The sequence below is a fragment of the Allobosea sp. GW823-FHT01F03 genome (assembly GCF_058798075.1).
The window spans coordinates 1,377,008-1,392,258 of sequence record NZ_CM179505.1 but is presented as its reverse complement, the minus strand read 5'-3'; the positions used below and the strand labels follow the sequence as shown (position 1 = coordinate 1,392,258).

The 15,251-nt window shown below is 65.5% G+C and carries 12 protein-coding genes; 4 read left to right on the top strand and 8 right to left on the bottom strand.

Annotated features, from left to right (window positions below; genetic code table 11):
* The first annotated feature begins 31 nt into the window (after positions 1-31).
* The gene (locus tag AC3RCC_RS06465) at positions 32-1,162 is read left to right on the top strand and encodes a GNAT family N-acetyltransferase (protein WP_492257960.1); all 1,131 of its coding nucleotides are present in this window, start codon (positions 32-34) and stop codon (positions 1,160-1,162) included.
* Here AC3RCC_RS06465 and AC3RCC_RS06460 read toward each other — a convergent pair.
* The 5 genes from AC3RCC_RS06460 to AC3RCC_RS06440 all read right to left on the bottom strand — a co-directional run bounded on the left by AC3RCC_RS06460 (position 1,128) and on the right by AC3RCC_RS06440 (position 6,195).
* A complete protein-coding gene (locus AC3RCC_RS06460) occupies positions 1,128-2,747 on the bottom strand; it encodes an acyl-CoA synthetase (protein ID WP_492257959.1) in 1,620 nt (539 codons plus the stop codon). The genes AC3RCC_RS06465 and AC3RCC_RS06460 overlap by 35 nt on opposite strands.
* Positions 2,748-2,839: 92 nt before the next feature.
* A complete protein-coding gene (locus AC3RCC_RS06455; protein ID WP_291645666.1) occupies positions 2,840-3,610 on the bottom strand; it encodes an ABC transporter permease in 771 nt (256 codons plus the stop codon).
* Positions 3,607-4,395 carry an ABC transporter ATP-binding protein gene (locus AC3RCC_RS06450; RefSeq protein WP_291638237.1) on the bottom strand — a complete coding sequence of 263 codons (789 nt, stop codon included), beginning with the start codon at positions 4,393-4,395 and terminating at the stop codon, positions 3,607-3,609. The genes AC3RCC_RS06455 and AC3RCC_RS06450 overlap by 4 nt, the downstream gene beginning before the upstream one ends.
* A gap of 72 nt (positions 4,396-4,467) precedes the next feature.
* On the bottom strand, positions 4,468-5,520 hold the full coding sequence (locus AC3RCC_RS06445; RefSeq protein ID WP_291638238.1) for an ABC transporter substrate-binding protein: 1,053 nt from the start codon (positions 5,518-5,520) through the stop codon (positions 4,468-4,470).
* A gap of 219 nt (positions 5,521-5,739) precedes the next feature.
* The gene (locus AC3RCC_RS06440; protein WP_083533547.1) at positions 5,740-6,195 is read right to left on the bottom strand and encodes an Lrp/AsnC ligand binding domain-containing protein; all 456 of its coding nucleotides are present in this window, start codon (positions 6,193-6,195) and stop codon (positions 5,740-5,742) included.
* Positions 6,196-6,350: 155 nt separating this feature from the next.
* On the opposite strand from AC3RCC_RS06440, the gene putA reads away from it, so the two are divergent.
* Complete coding sequence (gene putA, locus AC3RCC_RS06435; protein WP_492258757.1) at positions 6,351-9,479, top strand: bifunctional proline dehydrogenase/L-glutamate gamma-semialdehyde dehydrogenase PutA; 3,129 nt, start codon at positions 6,351-6,353, stop codon at positions 9,477-9,479.
* Between the two features lie 179 nt (positions 9,480-9,658).
* Here the strand turns inward: putA and AC3RCC_RS06430 are convergent, their stop codons facing one another.
* Positions 9,659-9,922 (bottom strand): hypothetical protein, encoded by a 264-nt coding sequence (locus tag AC3RCC_RS06430; protein ID WP_291638239.1) that lies wholly within the window; start codon positions 9,920-9,922, stop codon positions 9,659-9,661.
* An 84-nt stretch (positions 9,923-10,006) separates the two neighbouring features.
* Entirely contained in the window at positions 10,007-10,357 is a 351-nt protein-coding gene (locus tag AC3RCC_RS06425) for a hypothetical protein (RefSeq protein ID WP_492257958.1), read from the bottom strand.
* Between the two features lie 804 nt (positions 10,358-11,161).
* Between AC3RCC_RS06425 and AC3RCC_RS06420 the strand changes: the two genes are divergently transcribed.
* Positions 11,162-11,500, top strand: coding sequence for an endonuclease domain-containing protein (locus AC3RCC_RS06420; protein ID WP_492257957.1), 339 nt, complete (start codon positions 11,162-11,164; stop codon positions 11,498-11,500).
* Positions 11,501-12,163: 663 nt separating this feature from the next.
* Here AC3RCC_RS06420 and AC3RCC_RS06415 read toward each other — a convergent pair.
* The gene (locus AC3RCC_RS06415) at positions 12,164-13,822 is read right to left on the bottom strand and encodes an ATP-dependent nuclease (RefSeq protein ID WP_492257956.1); all 1,659 of its coding nucleotides are present in this window, start codon (positions 13,820-13,822) and stop codon (positions 12,164-12,166) included.
* Between the two features lie 165 nt (positions 13,823-13,987).
* On the opposite strand from AC3RCC_RS06415, the gene AC3RCC_RS06410 reads away from it, so the two are divergent.
* Positions 13,988-15,166 carry a phosphoserine transaminase gene (locus AC3RCC_RS06410; protein WP_492257955.1) on the top strand — a complete coding sequence of 393 codons (1,179 nt, stop codon included), beginning with the start codon at positions 13,988-13,990 and terminating at the stop codon, positions 15,164-15,166.
* The last annotated feature ends 85 nt before the right edge of the window (positions 15,167-15,251 follow it).

The following is a 15,251-nucleotide window of genomic DNA, read 5'->3' as shown; positions in this document are numbered from 1 at the left end:
ATCGATCCGGCCTGGCTCCGGAGGCAGGACCATGCCGAACCTCTTCGCCCTGAACACACCGGCCGATGGCCGTCGGCCAGCTGCGCGGGCCGGCACCAGCCATGCCGCCAAGGCAGGCGGCACGCTTCATATCGAGCGCCGCCAGCTTTCTGCTTGCGCCGCGATCGAAGCCGAATGGGCTGCCCTGGCCGCCCGCGCCATCGAACCCAACCCCTTCTACGAGCCCGGCTTCGCGCTGCCGGCGGCACAGCATCTCGTCAGCTTCCGCAATGTCGGCGTCCTGCTGGTCCGTCAGGGCAGACCGAGCGGCACCGGTCGCCTGCTCGGCTTCATCCCGCTTCAGCCCAGCCGCCGCCTGTTCGGCAGCGATGTCCTGACCGGCTGGAACGACGCCCGGCTCGGCAGCGCCGCCCCCCTGATCGACCGCGACGAGCTCGTCCCGGTGGTCGAGGCCGTGCTCGGTATGCGCGGCAGCTGGGGCAGCACCACCTCGAGCGGCCTCCTGCTGCAAGGCATCGATCGCGATGGCGATCTCGCCCAGGCCATCCTGAGGCAGGCGCCCGCAATGGGTTGGGGAGCGAGCCTGGGCGCCGGCACCACGCCGCCAGCGCCTCCGGCCGAAGGCGGTCCCGATCTTTCGGCGCTGCGGCATGGGCTCTCCCGCCACGGCGAGCTCGCTCTGGTCGACTCGGCCTCGCGGCAGGAACTGCGCGACGTCGTCGAGATGCTGCTGGCGCTGGAGGCTTCCGGCCCGCGCGCCCGGGCCGGCGCCGCGACCCTGCAGGACATTCGCGAGACCGCCTTCCTGCGCGCCATGACCCGCAATCTCGCCCGCAGCCGGCAATGCCGCGCCAGCCTGCTGACGCTGGACGGCCAGCCGATCGCCGGGGCGATCCTGCTCGGCAGGGGCAAGCGCCGCTGGCTCTACGCCAGCGCCCAGGACGAACGCTTCGCCAGCTTCGCGCCCTTGGCGCAGCTTCTCGCGCAATTGCGGCGGCGCAGCCATCTCCATGAGCTGTTCGGCGAGATCGCCGGCCAGCACGCGGTCACCGACCGGCTGGCGCTCGCCGAAATGCGGCTGCGGCCGGGAGCGCGCGGCAGCCTCGCGCCGGAACGCCCCGGCGCGCTCAGCTGGGCTCGTCGCGCAGCAGCCGCCGGATGATCTTGCCGGTGGTGGTCATCGGCAGTTCGGTCCGGAACTCGATCTCGCGCGGATATTCATGCGCCGCCAGGCGCTGGCGCACGAAACCCTGAATCTCCGAAACCAGTGTTTCCGAAGGCTTCTGGCCGGCGGCCAGCACGACGAAGGCCTTGACGATCTCGGTGCGCAGCGCGTCCGGCTTGCCGACCACCGCCGCCAGCGACACCGCCGGATGGCGCAGCAGGCAATCCTCGATCTCGCCGGGCCCAATCCGGTACCCTGAGGAGGTGATCACGTCGTCGTCGCGGCCGACGAAGCGGAAATAGCCTTCCGCATCGCAGAGCCCCTGGTCGCCAGTGGTCATCCAGTCGCCGATGAACTTGGCCGCCGTCGCCTCCGGCTTGTTCCAGTAGCGCAGGAACATCACGGGATCCGGCCGCCGCACCGCGATCCGCCCCTCCTCTTCAGGCTCGCAGAGGCTGCCATCGGCGCGGATCACCGCGACCTCGTGGCCCGGCACGGCCTTGCCGATGCAGCCGGGCTTGATCACGCCGAGCGCCGCGCTGGAGGCGAGCACGAGATTGCACTCGGTCTGGCCGTAGAACTCGTTGATGGTCAGGCCGAGCTTCTCGCGGCCCCAGGCCAGCGTCTCGGCACCGAGCGATTCGCCACCCGAGGCGACGGTGCGCAGCCTGAGATCGTAGCGCCCGCGCGGATTCTCGACCGAGCGCAGCATGCGCAGCGCCGTCGGCGGGATGAAGCTGTTGCGCACCCCGAAATCCGCCATCAGCCGGAAGGCCTCGTCCGGATCGAACTTCGCCGCCGGCCGCGCCAGGATCGGCACACCATGGTGCAGGGCCGGCATCAGGCAGTTGAGCAGGCCGCCCGCCCAGGCCCAGTCGGCCGGCGTCCAGATCAGATCGTCCGGCTGCGGCAGGAATTCATGCGGCATCTCCACCCCCGGCAGATGCGCCGGCATCACCCGGTGGCCATGCAGCGCGCCCTTGGCGTTGCCGGTGGTGCCGGAGGTGTAGATCATCAGCGCCGGATCGTCGCGCGAGGTGTCGACCGGGGTGAAGTCCGGGCTCTCGCGCTCCAGCGCCTTCTCAAGTCCTTCGGCCCGGCCATCGGCGCCGTCGCTGGAGAGGATCAGCTCGAGCTCCGGCAGCGGCTCCTCGATCTGCGCGAGCTTGGCAAGGCCCGCCGCATTGGTCACCAGCACCTTGGCGCCGCAATCGGTCAGCCGGTAGGACAGCGCATCGGCGCCGAACAAGGCCGCTAGCGGCACGGCGATGGCGCCGAGCTTGTAGGCGGCGAGATGGACGATCGGCACATGCCTTCCCTGCGGCAGCAGGATCGCGACACGGTCACCGCTGCCGATGCCGCGCCGGCGCAGCACATTGGCGAGGCGGTTAGACTGGGCCCGCAATTCGCCATAGCTCACCGGCGTGACCGACCAGTCCGGATTGAGCTCGATGATCGCCGTCTTGTCGGGCTGGGCCACGGCCCAGCGGTCGCAGCAATCGACGCCGATATTGTAGCGCTCCGGAATCTGCCAGCGGAAGGCGGCGCGCAGGCGCTTGTAATCGCGGATATCGGGAAGCATCGGCAGACCCTCGGCTAGAGGGCGCGCACGATAGGCAGGCGACGGAGCGCTGTCACCATGGCCCAGTGTCGACCATTGTCTTCACGCTCTGCTCAGCCCCGTGCCATCTGCGAGCGCTTGGCCCAACCGGTCATCCGGTTCTCGACGAAATCGACGACCGCGACCAGGAAGATGCCGAGTACTGCCAGCACGATCAGCGCCGCGAACACCAGCGGCACGTTGAAATCGGCGGAGGCACGGGTGATCAAATTGCCGATGCCGAGATTGGAGGCGTTCTGCTCGCCGATCACCGAGCCGACATAGGCGAGCGTGATCGAGACCTTCAGCGCCCCGAAGAAATACGGCAGCGAGCGGGGAATGCCGACCTTGGTCATGATGTCGAACCGGCTCGCGCCGAGCGCCTTCAGCACGTCCTCGGTCTCCGGCTCGATCGTCGCGAGGCCGGTCGCGACATTGACCACGATCGGGAAGAACGAGATCACGAAGGCGGTCAGCACCGGCGGCAGCCAGCCGACGCCGAACCAGAGCACCAGGATCGGCACCACCGCGACCTTGGGGATGGCGTTGAAGCCGACCAGCAGCGGGTTGAGCCCGGCCTGGAGCAGGCGCGAGGAGCCGACCAGCAGGCCGACCGCGAGCCCGAACAGGATCGAGAGCCCGAAGCCGGCCGTGGTCATCCAGAGCGTGTGGAAGGCGTTGGTGTAGAGCGGCTTCTGGTACTGCACCAGCGCCGCCCAGATCGCCGAGGGCGGCGGCAGCACGAAGGCCGAGATCGAAAGCGCCCGGCAGGCCGCTTCCCACAGCGCGAAGAAGCCGAGCGTGAACAGATAGGGCGCGAGCCTGAGCCAGATCGAGCGCTTCATGCCGCCGCCCTCGCCTCGCGGATATGGCCGCGCAGTTCGTGGACGATCTCGGCGAACTCCGGCGTGTAGGTGATTTCGAGGTCGCGCGGACGGGCGAAGTCGATCTCGCGCTCGGCGATGATCCTGCCCGGCCGCGCCGACATGCAGAATACCCGATCGGCCAGGAACACCGCCTCGCGCAGATCATGCGTGACCAGGATCACCGTGACGGCGCGCTCGGCCTGCAGATCGCGGATCACGCACCAGAGCTCCTCGCGCGTGAAAGCGTCGAGCGCGCCGAAGGGCTCGTCGAGCATCAGCAGCTTCGGCTCGTGGATCAGCGAGCGGCAGAGCGAGGCGCGCTGCTGCATGCCGCCGGAGAGCTCCCAGGGGTATTTAGCGCCCATGCCCTTGAGGCCGACCTTCTCCAGCAGCCCTTCGGCCCGCGCGACATACTCGTCCTTGTTGGCACGCAGGCGCTGGCGATGCGGCTGCACCACTTCGAGTGGCAGCAGGAGGTTGTCGAGCGTCGTACGCCAGGGCAGCAGCACAGGGTTCTGGAAGGCCATGCCGGTGATCTTGATCGGCTCGGCGACACGCTGGCCAGCCACCGTGACCATGCCGGCCTTCGGCTTCTGCAGGCCCGTCGCGAGCTTCATCAGGGTAGACTTGCCGCAGCCGGACGGGCCGACGATCGCGGCGAACTCGCCCTCGCGCACCTTCAGCGACAGGCCGTCGACCGCGGGCGGCCCGTCCCCGCCGCCATAGACATGCGTGACCTCGTTCAGTTCGACGAAGGCGGTCAAGGGCGCTCCATGGTCAGCAGAAAAGGAGCCGGCCTTCCCTTCACCGGGAAGGCCGGATGCAGGGCGGGAAGCTCAGAGCTTCCGCTCGGGCTCGGCCGGCAGGAAGCTGTCGACGAAGGCCTCGCCCGCCTTGGCCTTGTCCTTGAAGGTGAAGGTCAGACCGATCTGGTCGAGCGCCGTCGCCCAACGCGCCTTGTCGATGCCGCCGACGCCATTGGCCTTGACCCAGGGCGTCACCACGTTCTGCTCCAGCGTCATCTTCAGGCGCTCGAGCTCGACCTCCTGCTTGGCGACATCGTTACGCTTGATCACCAGCTGCGCGCCGAGCTCGGGATTGGCGACGGTGTCGCGGATACCCTTGGTGATCGCCCGCAGCAGGCCGCGCAGCGCCTCCGGCTTTTCCGCCATGAACTTCGGCGAGGCCATCACGACATTGCCGTAGAGCTCGACACCGTAATCCGACATCAGCATGGTGACGATGTCGTCGACCGGCACGCCGCGCGACTTCAGGTTGATGTAGGAGGAGTTGGCGAAACCGAAGACGGCGTCGACCTCGCCCGAGGCGAGCATCGGCTCGCGCACCGGGAAGCCGACATTCTCCATCCGCATCTTGCTGTCGTCGAGCTTGTTGACCGTCTTGAAGATCGGCCATTGCGCGAAGGCGGCGTCGGCTGCCGGGGCGCCGAACTTCTTGCCTTCGAGGCTCTTCACATCGCTGGTGATGCCACGGCTCTTGCGGCCGACGATGGCGAAGGGCGGACGGTCATAGACCATCATCACCGCCTTGAGATCGACGGTCGGATTCTCGTCGCGGAAGCGGATCAGCGAGTTCACGTCGCCGAAGCCGACATCATAGGTGCCCGAGGCGACACGCGGGATCGCCTCGCGCGAGCCATTGCCGGTGTCGATGGTGACGTCGAGCCCCTCGGCTTTGAAATAGCCCTTCTCCTGCGCCATCAGGAACAGCGCCGCCGGCCCCTCGAAGCGCCAGTCGAGCGTGAAGCGCACCGCGGTCTGCGCCGCGGCCGGGCCGCTTCCGAGCCCCGCGACGACCAGGCCGAGCACGCCCGCCAGCCCGGCCAGGCGCCGGCGTGAAAGGGAGCTGTAGACTTTAGTCGTAGACATCTGGGACTCCGGAATGGGGCGCAGGAGGAGCGAGGGCGGGAAATTGGTTCCGGCGACGACGAGCAAGGCCCGTGCCGCAGAGCAGGCAGCTTCAAACTGGCGCAATGTCCATCTGCGTCAAGCCGATCCGATGAAAATTCATGCAGCGCGGCAAACAAGTCGCGCAAATTTCCGGCAGCCCGGCTCGGGCGCGCCTAATCGCGGTCAGGACACGGCCGGTCAGAGCGGCAGAGCGCCGTCGGTCTTGACCTCTTCCATCACCGCATAGGTCCGCGTCTCGCGCACTGCCGGCAGCGCCAGCAGCACCTCGCCGAGGAAGCGCCGATAGGCGTTCATGTCCGCGACCCTGGTCTTGACGAGATAGTCGAAGCCGCCGGCGACCATATGGCATTCCAGCACCTCGGGCGCCCGTTTCACCGCATTGGCGAAGCGCTCGAAGGCGTCGGGCGTGGTCTTGTCGAGATAGACCTCGACGAAGACCAGAAGATGCAGCCCGAGCTTCACCGGATCGAGCGTCGCACGATAACCGGTGATGTAGCCCTCGCGCGTCAATCGCTTCAGGCGCTCGCCCGTCGCCGTCGGCGACAGACCGACCGCTTCGGCCAGCTCGACGCCGGCGGCACGGCCGTCATTCTGCAGCATCGCCAGCAGGCGGCGGTCGGTTCGATCCAACACGGGATATTTCTCTGTCAAATGACGGTCTGACAGATGTTTTTATATCTGAGAGCCAAACATGTCCATTGATATCCGGCATGATTGCCACGATCCTTCAGATCATCCCGTTCAGCCTCTCCGGAGCCCCCGCCATGGCCGCCCCTGCCCCGCGACCGATCGACAGCGCCGCCCCCGTTTTCCGCGCGCCCTATGCCGAGGATGACGGCGCGATCGCCGGGCGCCTGCTCGCCGGCTCCAGGCGGGAGCCCGCAGCCAAGGCCAGGATCGATGCCCGCGCCACCTCGCTGATCGAAGCGATCCGCACCCGCAAGGTCGGCCTCGGCGGCATCGAGGAATTGCTGCGCGAGTATTCGCTCTCGACCAAGGAGGGCCTCGCGCTGATGGTGCTGGCGGAAGCCCTGCTGCGCGTGCCGGACGCCGCCACCGCCGACCGGCTGATCGAGGACAAGCTCGGCCAGGGCGACTTCGCCCATCATGAATCGAAATCCGACGCCTTCCTGATCTCGGCCTCGTCCTGGGCGCTCGGTCTCACCGCCCGCATCATCCAGCCCGGCGAGACCCCGACCAGCATCATCGGCAATCTCTCCAAGCGCCTTGGCCTGCCGGCCGTGCGCACCGCGACGCGCCAGGCGATGCGGGTGATGGGCAATCACTTCGTGCTCGGCCAGACCATCGAGGAGGCGCTGAAGCGCGCCCGCTCCGGCTCGGGCAAGCTCTATCGCTACTCCTTCGACATGCTCGGCGAGGGCGCCCGCACGCAAGGAGATGCCGACCGCTACTACGCCTCCTATGCCGCTGCGATCGACGCCATCGGCCGCTCCGCCGGCAATGACAAGCTGCCGAACCGGCCGGGCATCTCGGTCAAGCTCTCGGCCCTGCATCCGCGCTATGACGCGACCAATCGCGAGCGCGTGCTCGTCGAGCTCACCCCGAAGGTGATCGAGCTCGCCCGCCAGGCCAAGAAATACGATCTCAACTTCACCGTCGACGCCGAGGAGGCCGACCGGCTCGAACTCTCGCTCGACGTCATCGACGCCGTGCTGGCCGATGCCTCGCTCGCCGGCTGGGACGGCTTCGGCCTCGCCATCCAGGCCTATCAGAAGCGCGCCAGCGCGGTGATCGCCCATATCGCGGCGCTGGCCGAGTTCCATGACCGGCGCATGATGGTGCGCCTGGTCAAGGGCGCCTATTGGGACACCGAGCTGAAGCGCGCCCAGGAGCGCGGCCTGCCCGACTATCCGGTCTTCACCCGCAAGGCGATGACCGACCTGAACTACGAGGCCTGCGCCAAGCAGCTGCTGGCCCTGCGCCCGCGCATCATCCCGCAGTTCGCCACCCATAACGCGCTCACCGTCGCGACCGTCGCCGAGCTCGCCGGCGACCAAAAGGGCGCCCAGCCGGGCGGCCGTCTTGCTGAAAACCTGGACTTCGAGTTCCAGCGCCTGCACGGCATGGGCGAAGCGCTCTATGAGCGCCTGCTGCAGGAGAATTCCGGCTTCGCCTGCCGGACCTATGCGCCGGTCGGCGGCCATCAGGACCTGCTCGCCTATCTCGTGCGCCGCCTGCTCGAGAACGGCGCCAACTCCTCCTTCGTTTCGGTCTCCGGCGATCCCGACGTGCCGGTCTCGGAGCTGCTCGTGCCGCCAGCCGACATCATCGGCACGCCCGGCGCCGCCCGCCATCGCCGCATCCCGCTGCCGGCCGATCTCTTCGGCCCGTCCCGCAAGAACTCGGCCGGCGTCGAGCTCGGCGATGCCGCGAGCCTGGAGGCGCTGCTCGCCGAGATCGGCCGCGCGACCGCAAAGCCCTTCCCGGAGGCCGGCGCCGTGATCGACGGCAAGCCCGTCGCCGGCAACCGCCGTGAGCTGCGCTCGCCGATCGATGCGAGGCCGATCGGCCATGTCGTCGAGGCCGACGAGGCCGCCGCTGCACGGGCGGTGCTCGCGGCGAAGGCCGGCTTCCCCGCCTGGAACGCGACCCCGGCCCGGATCCGCGCCGCGGCGCTGCGCCAGGCGGCCGAGCTGATGGAGGCCCGCCGCGGCCCGATCCTCGCTTTGCTCCAGGCCGAGGCCGGCAAGACGCTGGACGACGCCATCGCGGAACTCCGCGAGGCCGTCGACTTCCTGCGCTACTACGCCGCCGAGGCCGAGACGAAGTTCGCGGTGCCGACCGCCCTGCCCGGCCCCACCGGCGAGGAGAACCGTCTCGTCCTGCGCGGCCGCGGGCCCTTCATCTGCATCGCGCCCTGGAACTTCCCGCTCGCCATCTTCACCGGCCAGGTCGCGGCCGCGCTGGTCACCGGCAACAGCGTCGTCGCGAAGCCCGCGCCGCAGACCCCGCTGATCGCCAGCCTCGCCATCGCCATCCTGCACGAGGCCGGCGTGCCGAAATCGGCGCTGCACCTCACCCCCGGCGACGGCAAGCTCGGCGCCGCCCTCGTCTCCCATCCCGACGTCGCCGGCGTCGCCTTCACCGGCTCGACCGCGACCGCCCGCGCCATCAACCGGGCGCTCGCCGCCAAGGACGGCCCGATCGTCCCGCTGATCGCCGAGACCGGCGGGCTCAACGCCATGATCGTCGACGCGACCGCCCTCGCCGAGCAGGTCGCCGACGATGTGGTGATGTCGGCCTTCCGCTCGGCCGGCCAGCGCTGCTCGGCGCTGCGCCTGCTGGTGGTGCAGGACGACGTCGCCGACAAGATGGTCGAGATGATCGAGGGCGCCGCCAGCGTGCTCAGGCTCGGCGATCCCCGCGAGATCGAGACCCATGTCGGCCCGGTGATCGACGCCCCCGCCAAGCAGCGGCTCGACGCCCATATCGCGGCGATGCAGGCCGAGGGCCGTGTCGCCTATGCCGGCACCGTGCCTTCGCTCGGCGGCACCTTCGTCGCCCCCCACATCATCCGGCTCGACAAGGTCTCCGACCTCACCGCCGAGCATTTCGGCCCGGTGCTGCATGTCGTGCGCTGGAAGGCAGGCGAGCTCGACAAGGTGATCGAGGCGATCGAGGCCACCGGCTACGGCCTGACGCTCGGCGTGCATTCGCGCATCGAGACCACGGTCGAGCGCGTCACGCAGAAGCTCTCGACCGGCAATATCTACGTCAACCGCAATATCATCGGCGCGGTCGTCGGCGTGCAGCCCTTCGGCGGCCACGGCCTGTCGGGCACCGGCCCCAAGGCCGGCGGGCCGAACTATCTCGCCCGCTTCGCCACCGAGCAGACGGTGACGATCAACACCGCGGCAGCCGGCGGCAACGCCTCGCTGATCGCGATGGGGGAATAGCCCTTCCCTTCTCCCCTTGCGGGAGAAGGTGGCTCGGCGAAGCCGAGACGGATGAGGGGTCGCTCGCCCCTTGTCCGGCATCGCCAGCGGCGGGGCGCCGATCTCGCCGCGTTGCGCGACCCCTCACCCCATCCCTCTCCCGCAAGGGGAGAGGGAGCTATCACCCCGCCTCCCGCGCCCTACTCCGCTCCCCTTGCCGCCGCCTGCTTCAGCCGCGCCAGCGCCTCCTCGGCGCCGGCCTTGACCTGGATGTCCTTCGAGGCCGCTTCCAGCTCGATCCGGGCGAGCAGCGCCGCAACGTCGGGCACCTGGCCTTCCGCCGCGAGCTTCAGTACGGCGTTGGCGAGCACGTTCGGCCAATAGGCCGCGCCGCCCTTGGCCAGCCCCTTGGCCTTGCGGCCCTCGAATTCCTTGGTGAGCTGCTCGGGGGTCTTCCTGGCCATGGCGGCGCCTTCCGTGAATCGTCTGTCGCGGCGAGTTTAGCGCAACCGCCCCCGGAATGGGCGCGGCAAGCGCAGTCCGGCCATCTACCACGCGCCGCGCAGCGCGATCGCCTCGATCTGCGCCTTGTGCCGGGCGATGCGCCGCTCGGCCTCGTACCAGGCCTCGTCCGGGGGAGCTCCTGCGAGGCGCAGAACCAGCGCTTCCTTCAAGGTCGCGCGCTCTTCGTCGCTGAAGCCGATACGCAGGAAGGTGAAGGCGCATTGCTCGCCATGCGGCCCGACACAGGCCTGCGCCCGCCGGCATTCCGGCATCTGGCAGAAATAGCGCCAGGCCTCCAGCTTCGTCGCGATGCTCCGCAGCATGATCGGCCGCTCGCGCTCATGGCGCTGGAACTCCTCGCGCGTCGCGCCGCGATGATCGGGATTGCGGGGCATGGGGTGTCCTCCGATTGGCTCCCAGCAAGGAGTGGGAAGCGCGCCGCTTCCCTTCTCCCCTTGCGGGAGAAGGTGGCGCGCAACGCCGGATGAGGGGTCGCGCTACGCTTTCCGATATCGGCCGCAGGTAGAAAGCTAGTCCCGTCAGGTCGCGAGACCCCTCACCCCAGCCCTCTCCCGCAAGGGGAGAGGGAGCAGGTCGTGCCTCCCGCGCCCAAGCGTCGTCCCCGCCCGCAGGCTCGCCTGCGGGCGTTGTCGCAAATGAGGGGCAGCGGAGCGCCGCGAGGCGCGGTTTGGTATCCGCTTCCATTGAGCCGGAAGCGGCGCGGATGGATCCCCATCCGCACGCCCCGTGGCGCTCCGCTCAGCGGCGATTTGAAAACTCCGGGCCGCGCTTCCATCGCGCCGGCCTGTGAGGCCGGCGCAGTCTAGCGAGCTCCTCGCGCAGGGGTCGTATTGCCCCCAGGTCGGTTCCCGAAGCCTCCCGGGGGCAAGGCGCAACCCTCGCCCGCAGGCGCCGCACCCACCCCGCCAAACGACATGCCTCCGGTCGGCCGCCCCTCGGGGATGGGATGCGGGGGATCATACGGAAGGTTCGGAGGGCGGGGATAAGTTTGCGAAACCGCGCCGCAAAACCCCTCTCCTGCAAGGAGAGGGTCAGGGGTGGGGTGTACGCCGTTCGACCAGCGCCGCTTTCCCTCGCCGCACGGTCAGGTTCAGGCTGGCGTTTCCGGTCCGAACACCTCACCCTGCCCTCTCCTTCCAGGAGAGGGCTCCCCGCGCCTGCATTGTGAAGGGGGCTTCATGGCCGACGAACGCCGGCAATTCGCCAGAAGGCTGCGCCGGCAGGCGACCGGGCCGGAGGAGGTTCTCTGGGAGCTGCTGCGCGGCCGCCGCCTCGACGGGCTGAAGTTCCGGCGGCAGGACCCCCTCCTCGGCTACACCGTCGATTTCCTCTGCCCGGAACGCAAGCTCGTCATCGAGCTCGACGGCCGCCAGCATGGCTGGGATCAGGGCTATGACGCCGCGCGCACGAACGAGATCGAGCGCCACGGCTTCATGCTGATCCGCTTCCGCAACGATGAGGTGCTGGACGACCGCGATGCCGTCATCGCGCGGATCAGAGCAGCATGCACACCATAGAACCCTCTCCTGTAAGGAGAGGGTTTGCCGCGCGCTTCGCCGCAGCGGCTCGTTTGGTACAAATGGCATGGCGAGATCGTGGGCCGAGGAACCTCGCCATAGAACTCTCTCCTGTAAGGAGAGGGCAGGGTGAGGTGTACGCCGCCCGACCAGTTCCGCTCCGCCCTCTCCGCGCGGTCGGGTTCAGGCCAGCGTTTCCACTCCGAACACCTCACCCCTGCCCCTCTCCTTCCAGGAGAGGGGTTCAGGTTGCGGTTCGCGGTGGCAGCGCGTCTGAGACGAATGGCGCGACGAAATCGAGGCCGCGACGGGGCGCCGGAACCTCGACCCAAAACCCTCTCCTGTAAGGAGAGGGCAGGGTGAGGTGTACGCCGCTTGGCCAGTTCCGCGCCGCCCTCACCGCGCGCCCGGGTTCAGGCCAGCGTTTCCGCTCCGAACACCTCACCCCTGCCCCTCTCCTTCCAGGAGAGGGGTTCAGGTTGCGGATCCCGAAGCCTCCCGGGAGCGAGGCGCAACCCTCGCCCGCAGGCGCCACCCGCCAAACGACATGCCTCCGGTCGGCCGCCCCTCGGGGATGGGATGCGGGCATCATACGGGAGGTTGGGAGGGCGGGGATTGTTCTTCCAAAGATCCCCGCCTCTCAAGCACCTTCAATAATTCTAGCTAAGATGTCCCTTTTCTACCCGGGTTCGAAATCCAATTACAAATTGACATCATAAATCCCCAAACATCGCCGCAAGACGGCTTAACATAATTACTCGACGAGGGATCATTGCCGAGCTTCTCAAGCGCTGAGATTGTCCAATCTGTTTTCTTTCCATCAATTTCTAGCGCTTTAAGCCAGTTCTCGAGCTCTCCAATTTTGACAGAGAAAATTCCGTAATCAGCTATTGTATCGAATAAGTGCTCAGCCGCCTTCTTGTCAGAATCGGATAAGCAGTTAATACCGCCATCTTTCTTCATGTCCTTAGCACTATTAATAAACAATTTATGTATAGAATCTCTTTGTACAGATAAAGAACTGTTAAGAGCCTCCGGAATTTGCGCAGCCTTCAGCCACGACGACCAAACAGCGCCACCATCTTTTATGATATCGATATCTGTTACAGCAACCGCGGGCATACCGAACTCTCGAAGTGGCCCCATTATATTTTTTATTGTCTGCTTATTCTGCGCGTTTATAAATAAAAGCGACGGCAGGTTCTTATCAAACTCTAGCATTCGGTGATATATTTCTTGATAAAACGCCCTATCGTTATCTGACTCAGCAATTACCACACCATCATAGAATAAAGAAGAAAATACATTGGCGCTTCGCATAAGGGGGGATTTGTACATCCTGGATAAAACATCAGAATTTACTACTCTTCCCTTCGATTTACCATTAGAATATTCTAACCGAACAACTCTTACAGAATCAGACGCCTGCAAGCATCCAATAAGAAAATCAGGGCTGTGGGTTGACGCTAAGAGGCATTTTCCTGCCGTCGCCGCAGCAGATGCTAACGTAAAACCTAGTTTTCTCGCCAAGGGCGGGGGCAAAAATGCTTCCGGCTCGTCAATCAGAATTGATTTAAATTCACCTGCATATACTGCGGTCACGATGCCAACATACGCCTGAACTCCATCACTTGAATCTTTAATATATATAGCACTCTTATGAAAATTCCTTGCCGACGCATTGAGTGACTGCTCATCTTCCGCTGGCGGTAACGCTGACAAACGAATCCTCAGCATACCACCATTGGTTGGGTCGAGAACGAAGTATGCTCCAATAGCATCATAAATAATCTTTCTAATTGAACCCCTCAACGAATCGTCTGAAAAAATATTTGCTAAAGAATTTGCAGGTGTGGCAGCGGAAAGATCGCCTTGATTCTTGTCGTTGGTGAGCTCAAAACGTGTTCGGCCATCAAGTTTAATCATATAATACTTCATAAACTGAGACAGCATCCAAAGCTTATCAGATTTAACTTGGCAGCGGCTAGTTAAAGTCCTACGATCCAAGGAATTTCCTTCAAACCCTCCAAATGGGCTAAAACGTCCTACAAAAACATGGCTCTCCGGAATACCGGGGGGCCTGTTCAGCTTCGAAGACTGTTCAATGTTAGAAATATCATCTGGAGACGGCCACTCTATCTCAAGATCGTCGAGTATTTTTAGATCACCAACTTTCAAATGATTTTGAGATTGAATTTCTAATTCGCGAAGAACAAGACTCTTACCAGAGCTGTTCGGACCAACAAATATGGTAATACCTTTAGTATCTATTTTTATCTTTTCCGGAGTTTCCGTAAATTTCAAAGTAACGGAAGAAAACATAATAGCCTCAACCGAATCCGAACAATTCCATCATATTACCCAATCAGCATTCACAGGCCAATCGATCAGCCTCCCGCTTGACTCCCCCCGCCCCTCCATCCTACCCCCGTCGACGGGACACGCCTCCCCACCGAGGCGCGCCCATCTGCAAGGATGGAGACATCGATGGCGAATACGATTCCGGCAGCGCGTCCGCGCGTGCCCAATTTCTCGTCCGGCCCCTGCGCCAAGCGCCCCGGCTGGACCCTCAAAGCCCTCAGTGACGCGCCGCTCGGCCGCTCGCACCGCGCCAAGATCGGCAAGGACAAACTGAAGCTCGCGATCGACCTGACCCGCGAGGTGCTGCAGGTCCCGGCCGATTACCGCATCGGCATCGTGCCCGCTTCCGACACCGGCGCCATGGAAATGGCGATGTGGTCGATGCTCGGCGCGCGCGGCGTCGACATGCTGGCCTGGGAGAGTTTTGGCTCCGGCTGGATCACCGATGTCGTCAAGCAGCTCAAGCTGCAGGATGTCCGCCTGTTCGAGGCGCCGTATGGCGAATTGCCGAACCTGAAGAAGGTCGACACCAAGAACCGCGACGTCGTCTTCACCTGGAACGGCACCACCTCCGGCGTGCGCGTCACCGACGCCAGCTGGATCGCCGATGACCGCGAAGGCCTGACGATCTGCGACGCGACCTCGGCCGCCTTCGCCCAGCGCCTCGACTGGCAAAAACTCGATGTCGTCACCTTCTCCTGGCAGAAGGTGCTCGGCGGCGAAGGCGCGCACGGCATGATCATCCTCTCGCCGCGCGCCGTCGAACGGCTCGTGACCTACAAGCCGGCCTGGCCGCTGCCGAAGGTCTTCCGCATGACGAGCGGCGGCAAGCTCTCCGAGGGCATCTTCGTCGGCGAGACCATCAACACCCCGTCCATGCTCTGCGTCGAGGACTATGTCGACGCGCTGCTCTGGGCGAAGAAGGTCGGCGGGCTCGATGGCCTGGTGAAGCGCGCCGAGGGCAATGCCCGCGTCATCGCCAAGTTCGTGCGCGAGAACGACTGGATCGACTTCCTCGCAGTCAAGCCGAAGACGCGCTCGAACACCTCGGTGTGCCTGAAGTTCACCGACCCGGCCGTGACCGCGCTGCCGGCCGAGCAGCAGGCCGCCTTCGCCAAGCAGGTGGTGTCGATCATCGAGAAGGCCGGCGCCGGCTACGATCTCGGCCATTACCGCGACGCCCCTCCCGGCCTGCGCATCTGGTGCGGCGCCACCGTCCAGAGCCGCGACCTCAAGGCGCTGCTGCCCTGGATCACCTATGCCTTCAACGAGGCCAAGGCTTCGCTGGGCAAGAAGGCGGCCTGAGGCGCTTCGCCCTGTCATTCCGGGGCGCGGGCTTTGGCCCGCGAACCCGGAACCCACGACCGGGCGAGCTCTCTCCACCGCTTCA

Coding starts and splice junctions, on each gene's coding strand:
- AC3RCC_RS06465 (WP_492257960.1), top strand. CDS start 32: ATGCCGAACCTCTTCGCCCTGAACACACCGGCCGATGGCCGTCGGCCA.
- AC3RCC_RS06445 (WP_291638238.1), bottom strand. CDS start 5,520: ATGTCTACGACTAAAGTCTACAGCTCCCTTTCACGCCGGCGCCTGGCC.
- AC3RCC_RS06425 (WP_492257958.1), bottom strand. CDS start 10,357: ATGCCCCGCAATCCCGATCATCGCGGCGCGACGCGCGAGGAGTTCCAG.
- AC3RCC_RS06415 (WP_492257956.1), bottom strand. CDS start 13,822: ATGTTTTCTTCCGTTACTTTGAAATTTACGGAAACTCCGGAAAAGATA.
- AC3RCC_RS06460 (WP_492257959.1), bottom strand. CDS start 2,747: ATGCTTCCCGATATCCGCGATTACAAGCGCCTGCGCGCCGCCTTCCGC.
- AC3RCC_RS06420 (WP_492257957.1), top strand. CDS start 11,162: ATGGCCGACGAACGCCGGCAATTCGCCAGAAGGCTGCGCCGGCAGGCG.
- AC3RCC_RS06430 (WP_291638239.1), bottom strand. CDS start 9,922: ATGGCCAGGAAGACCCCCGAGCAGCTCACCAAGGAATTCGAGGGCCGC.
- AC3RCC_RS06410 (WP_492257955.1), top strand. CDS start 13,988: ATGGCGAATACGATTCCGGCAGCGCGTCCGCGCGTGCCCAATTTCTCG.
- AC3RCC_RS06455 (WP_291645666.1), bottom strand. CDS start 3,610: ATGAAGCGCTCGATCTGGCTCAGGCTCGCGCCCTATCTGTTCACGCTC.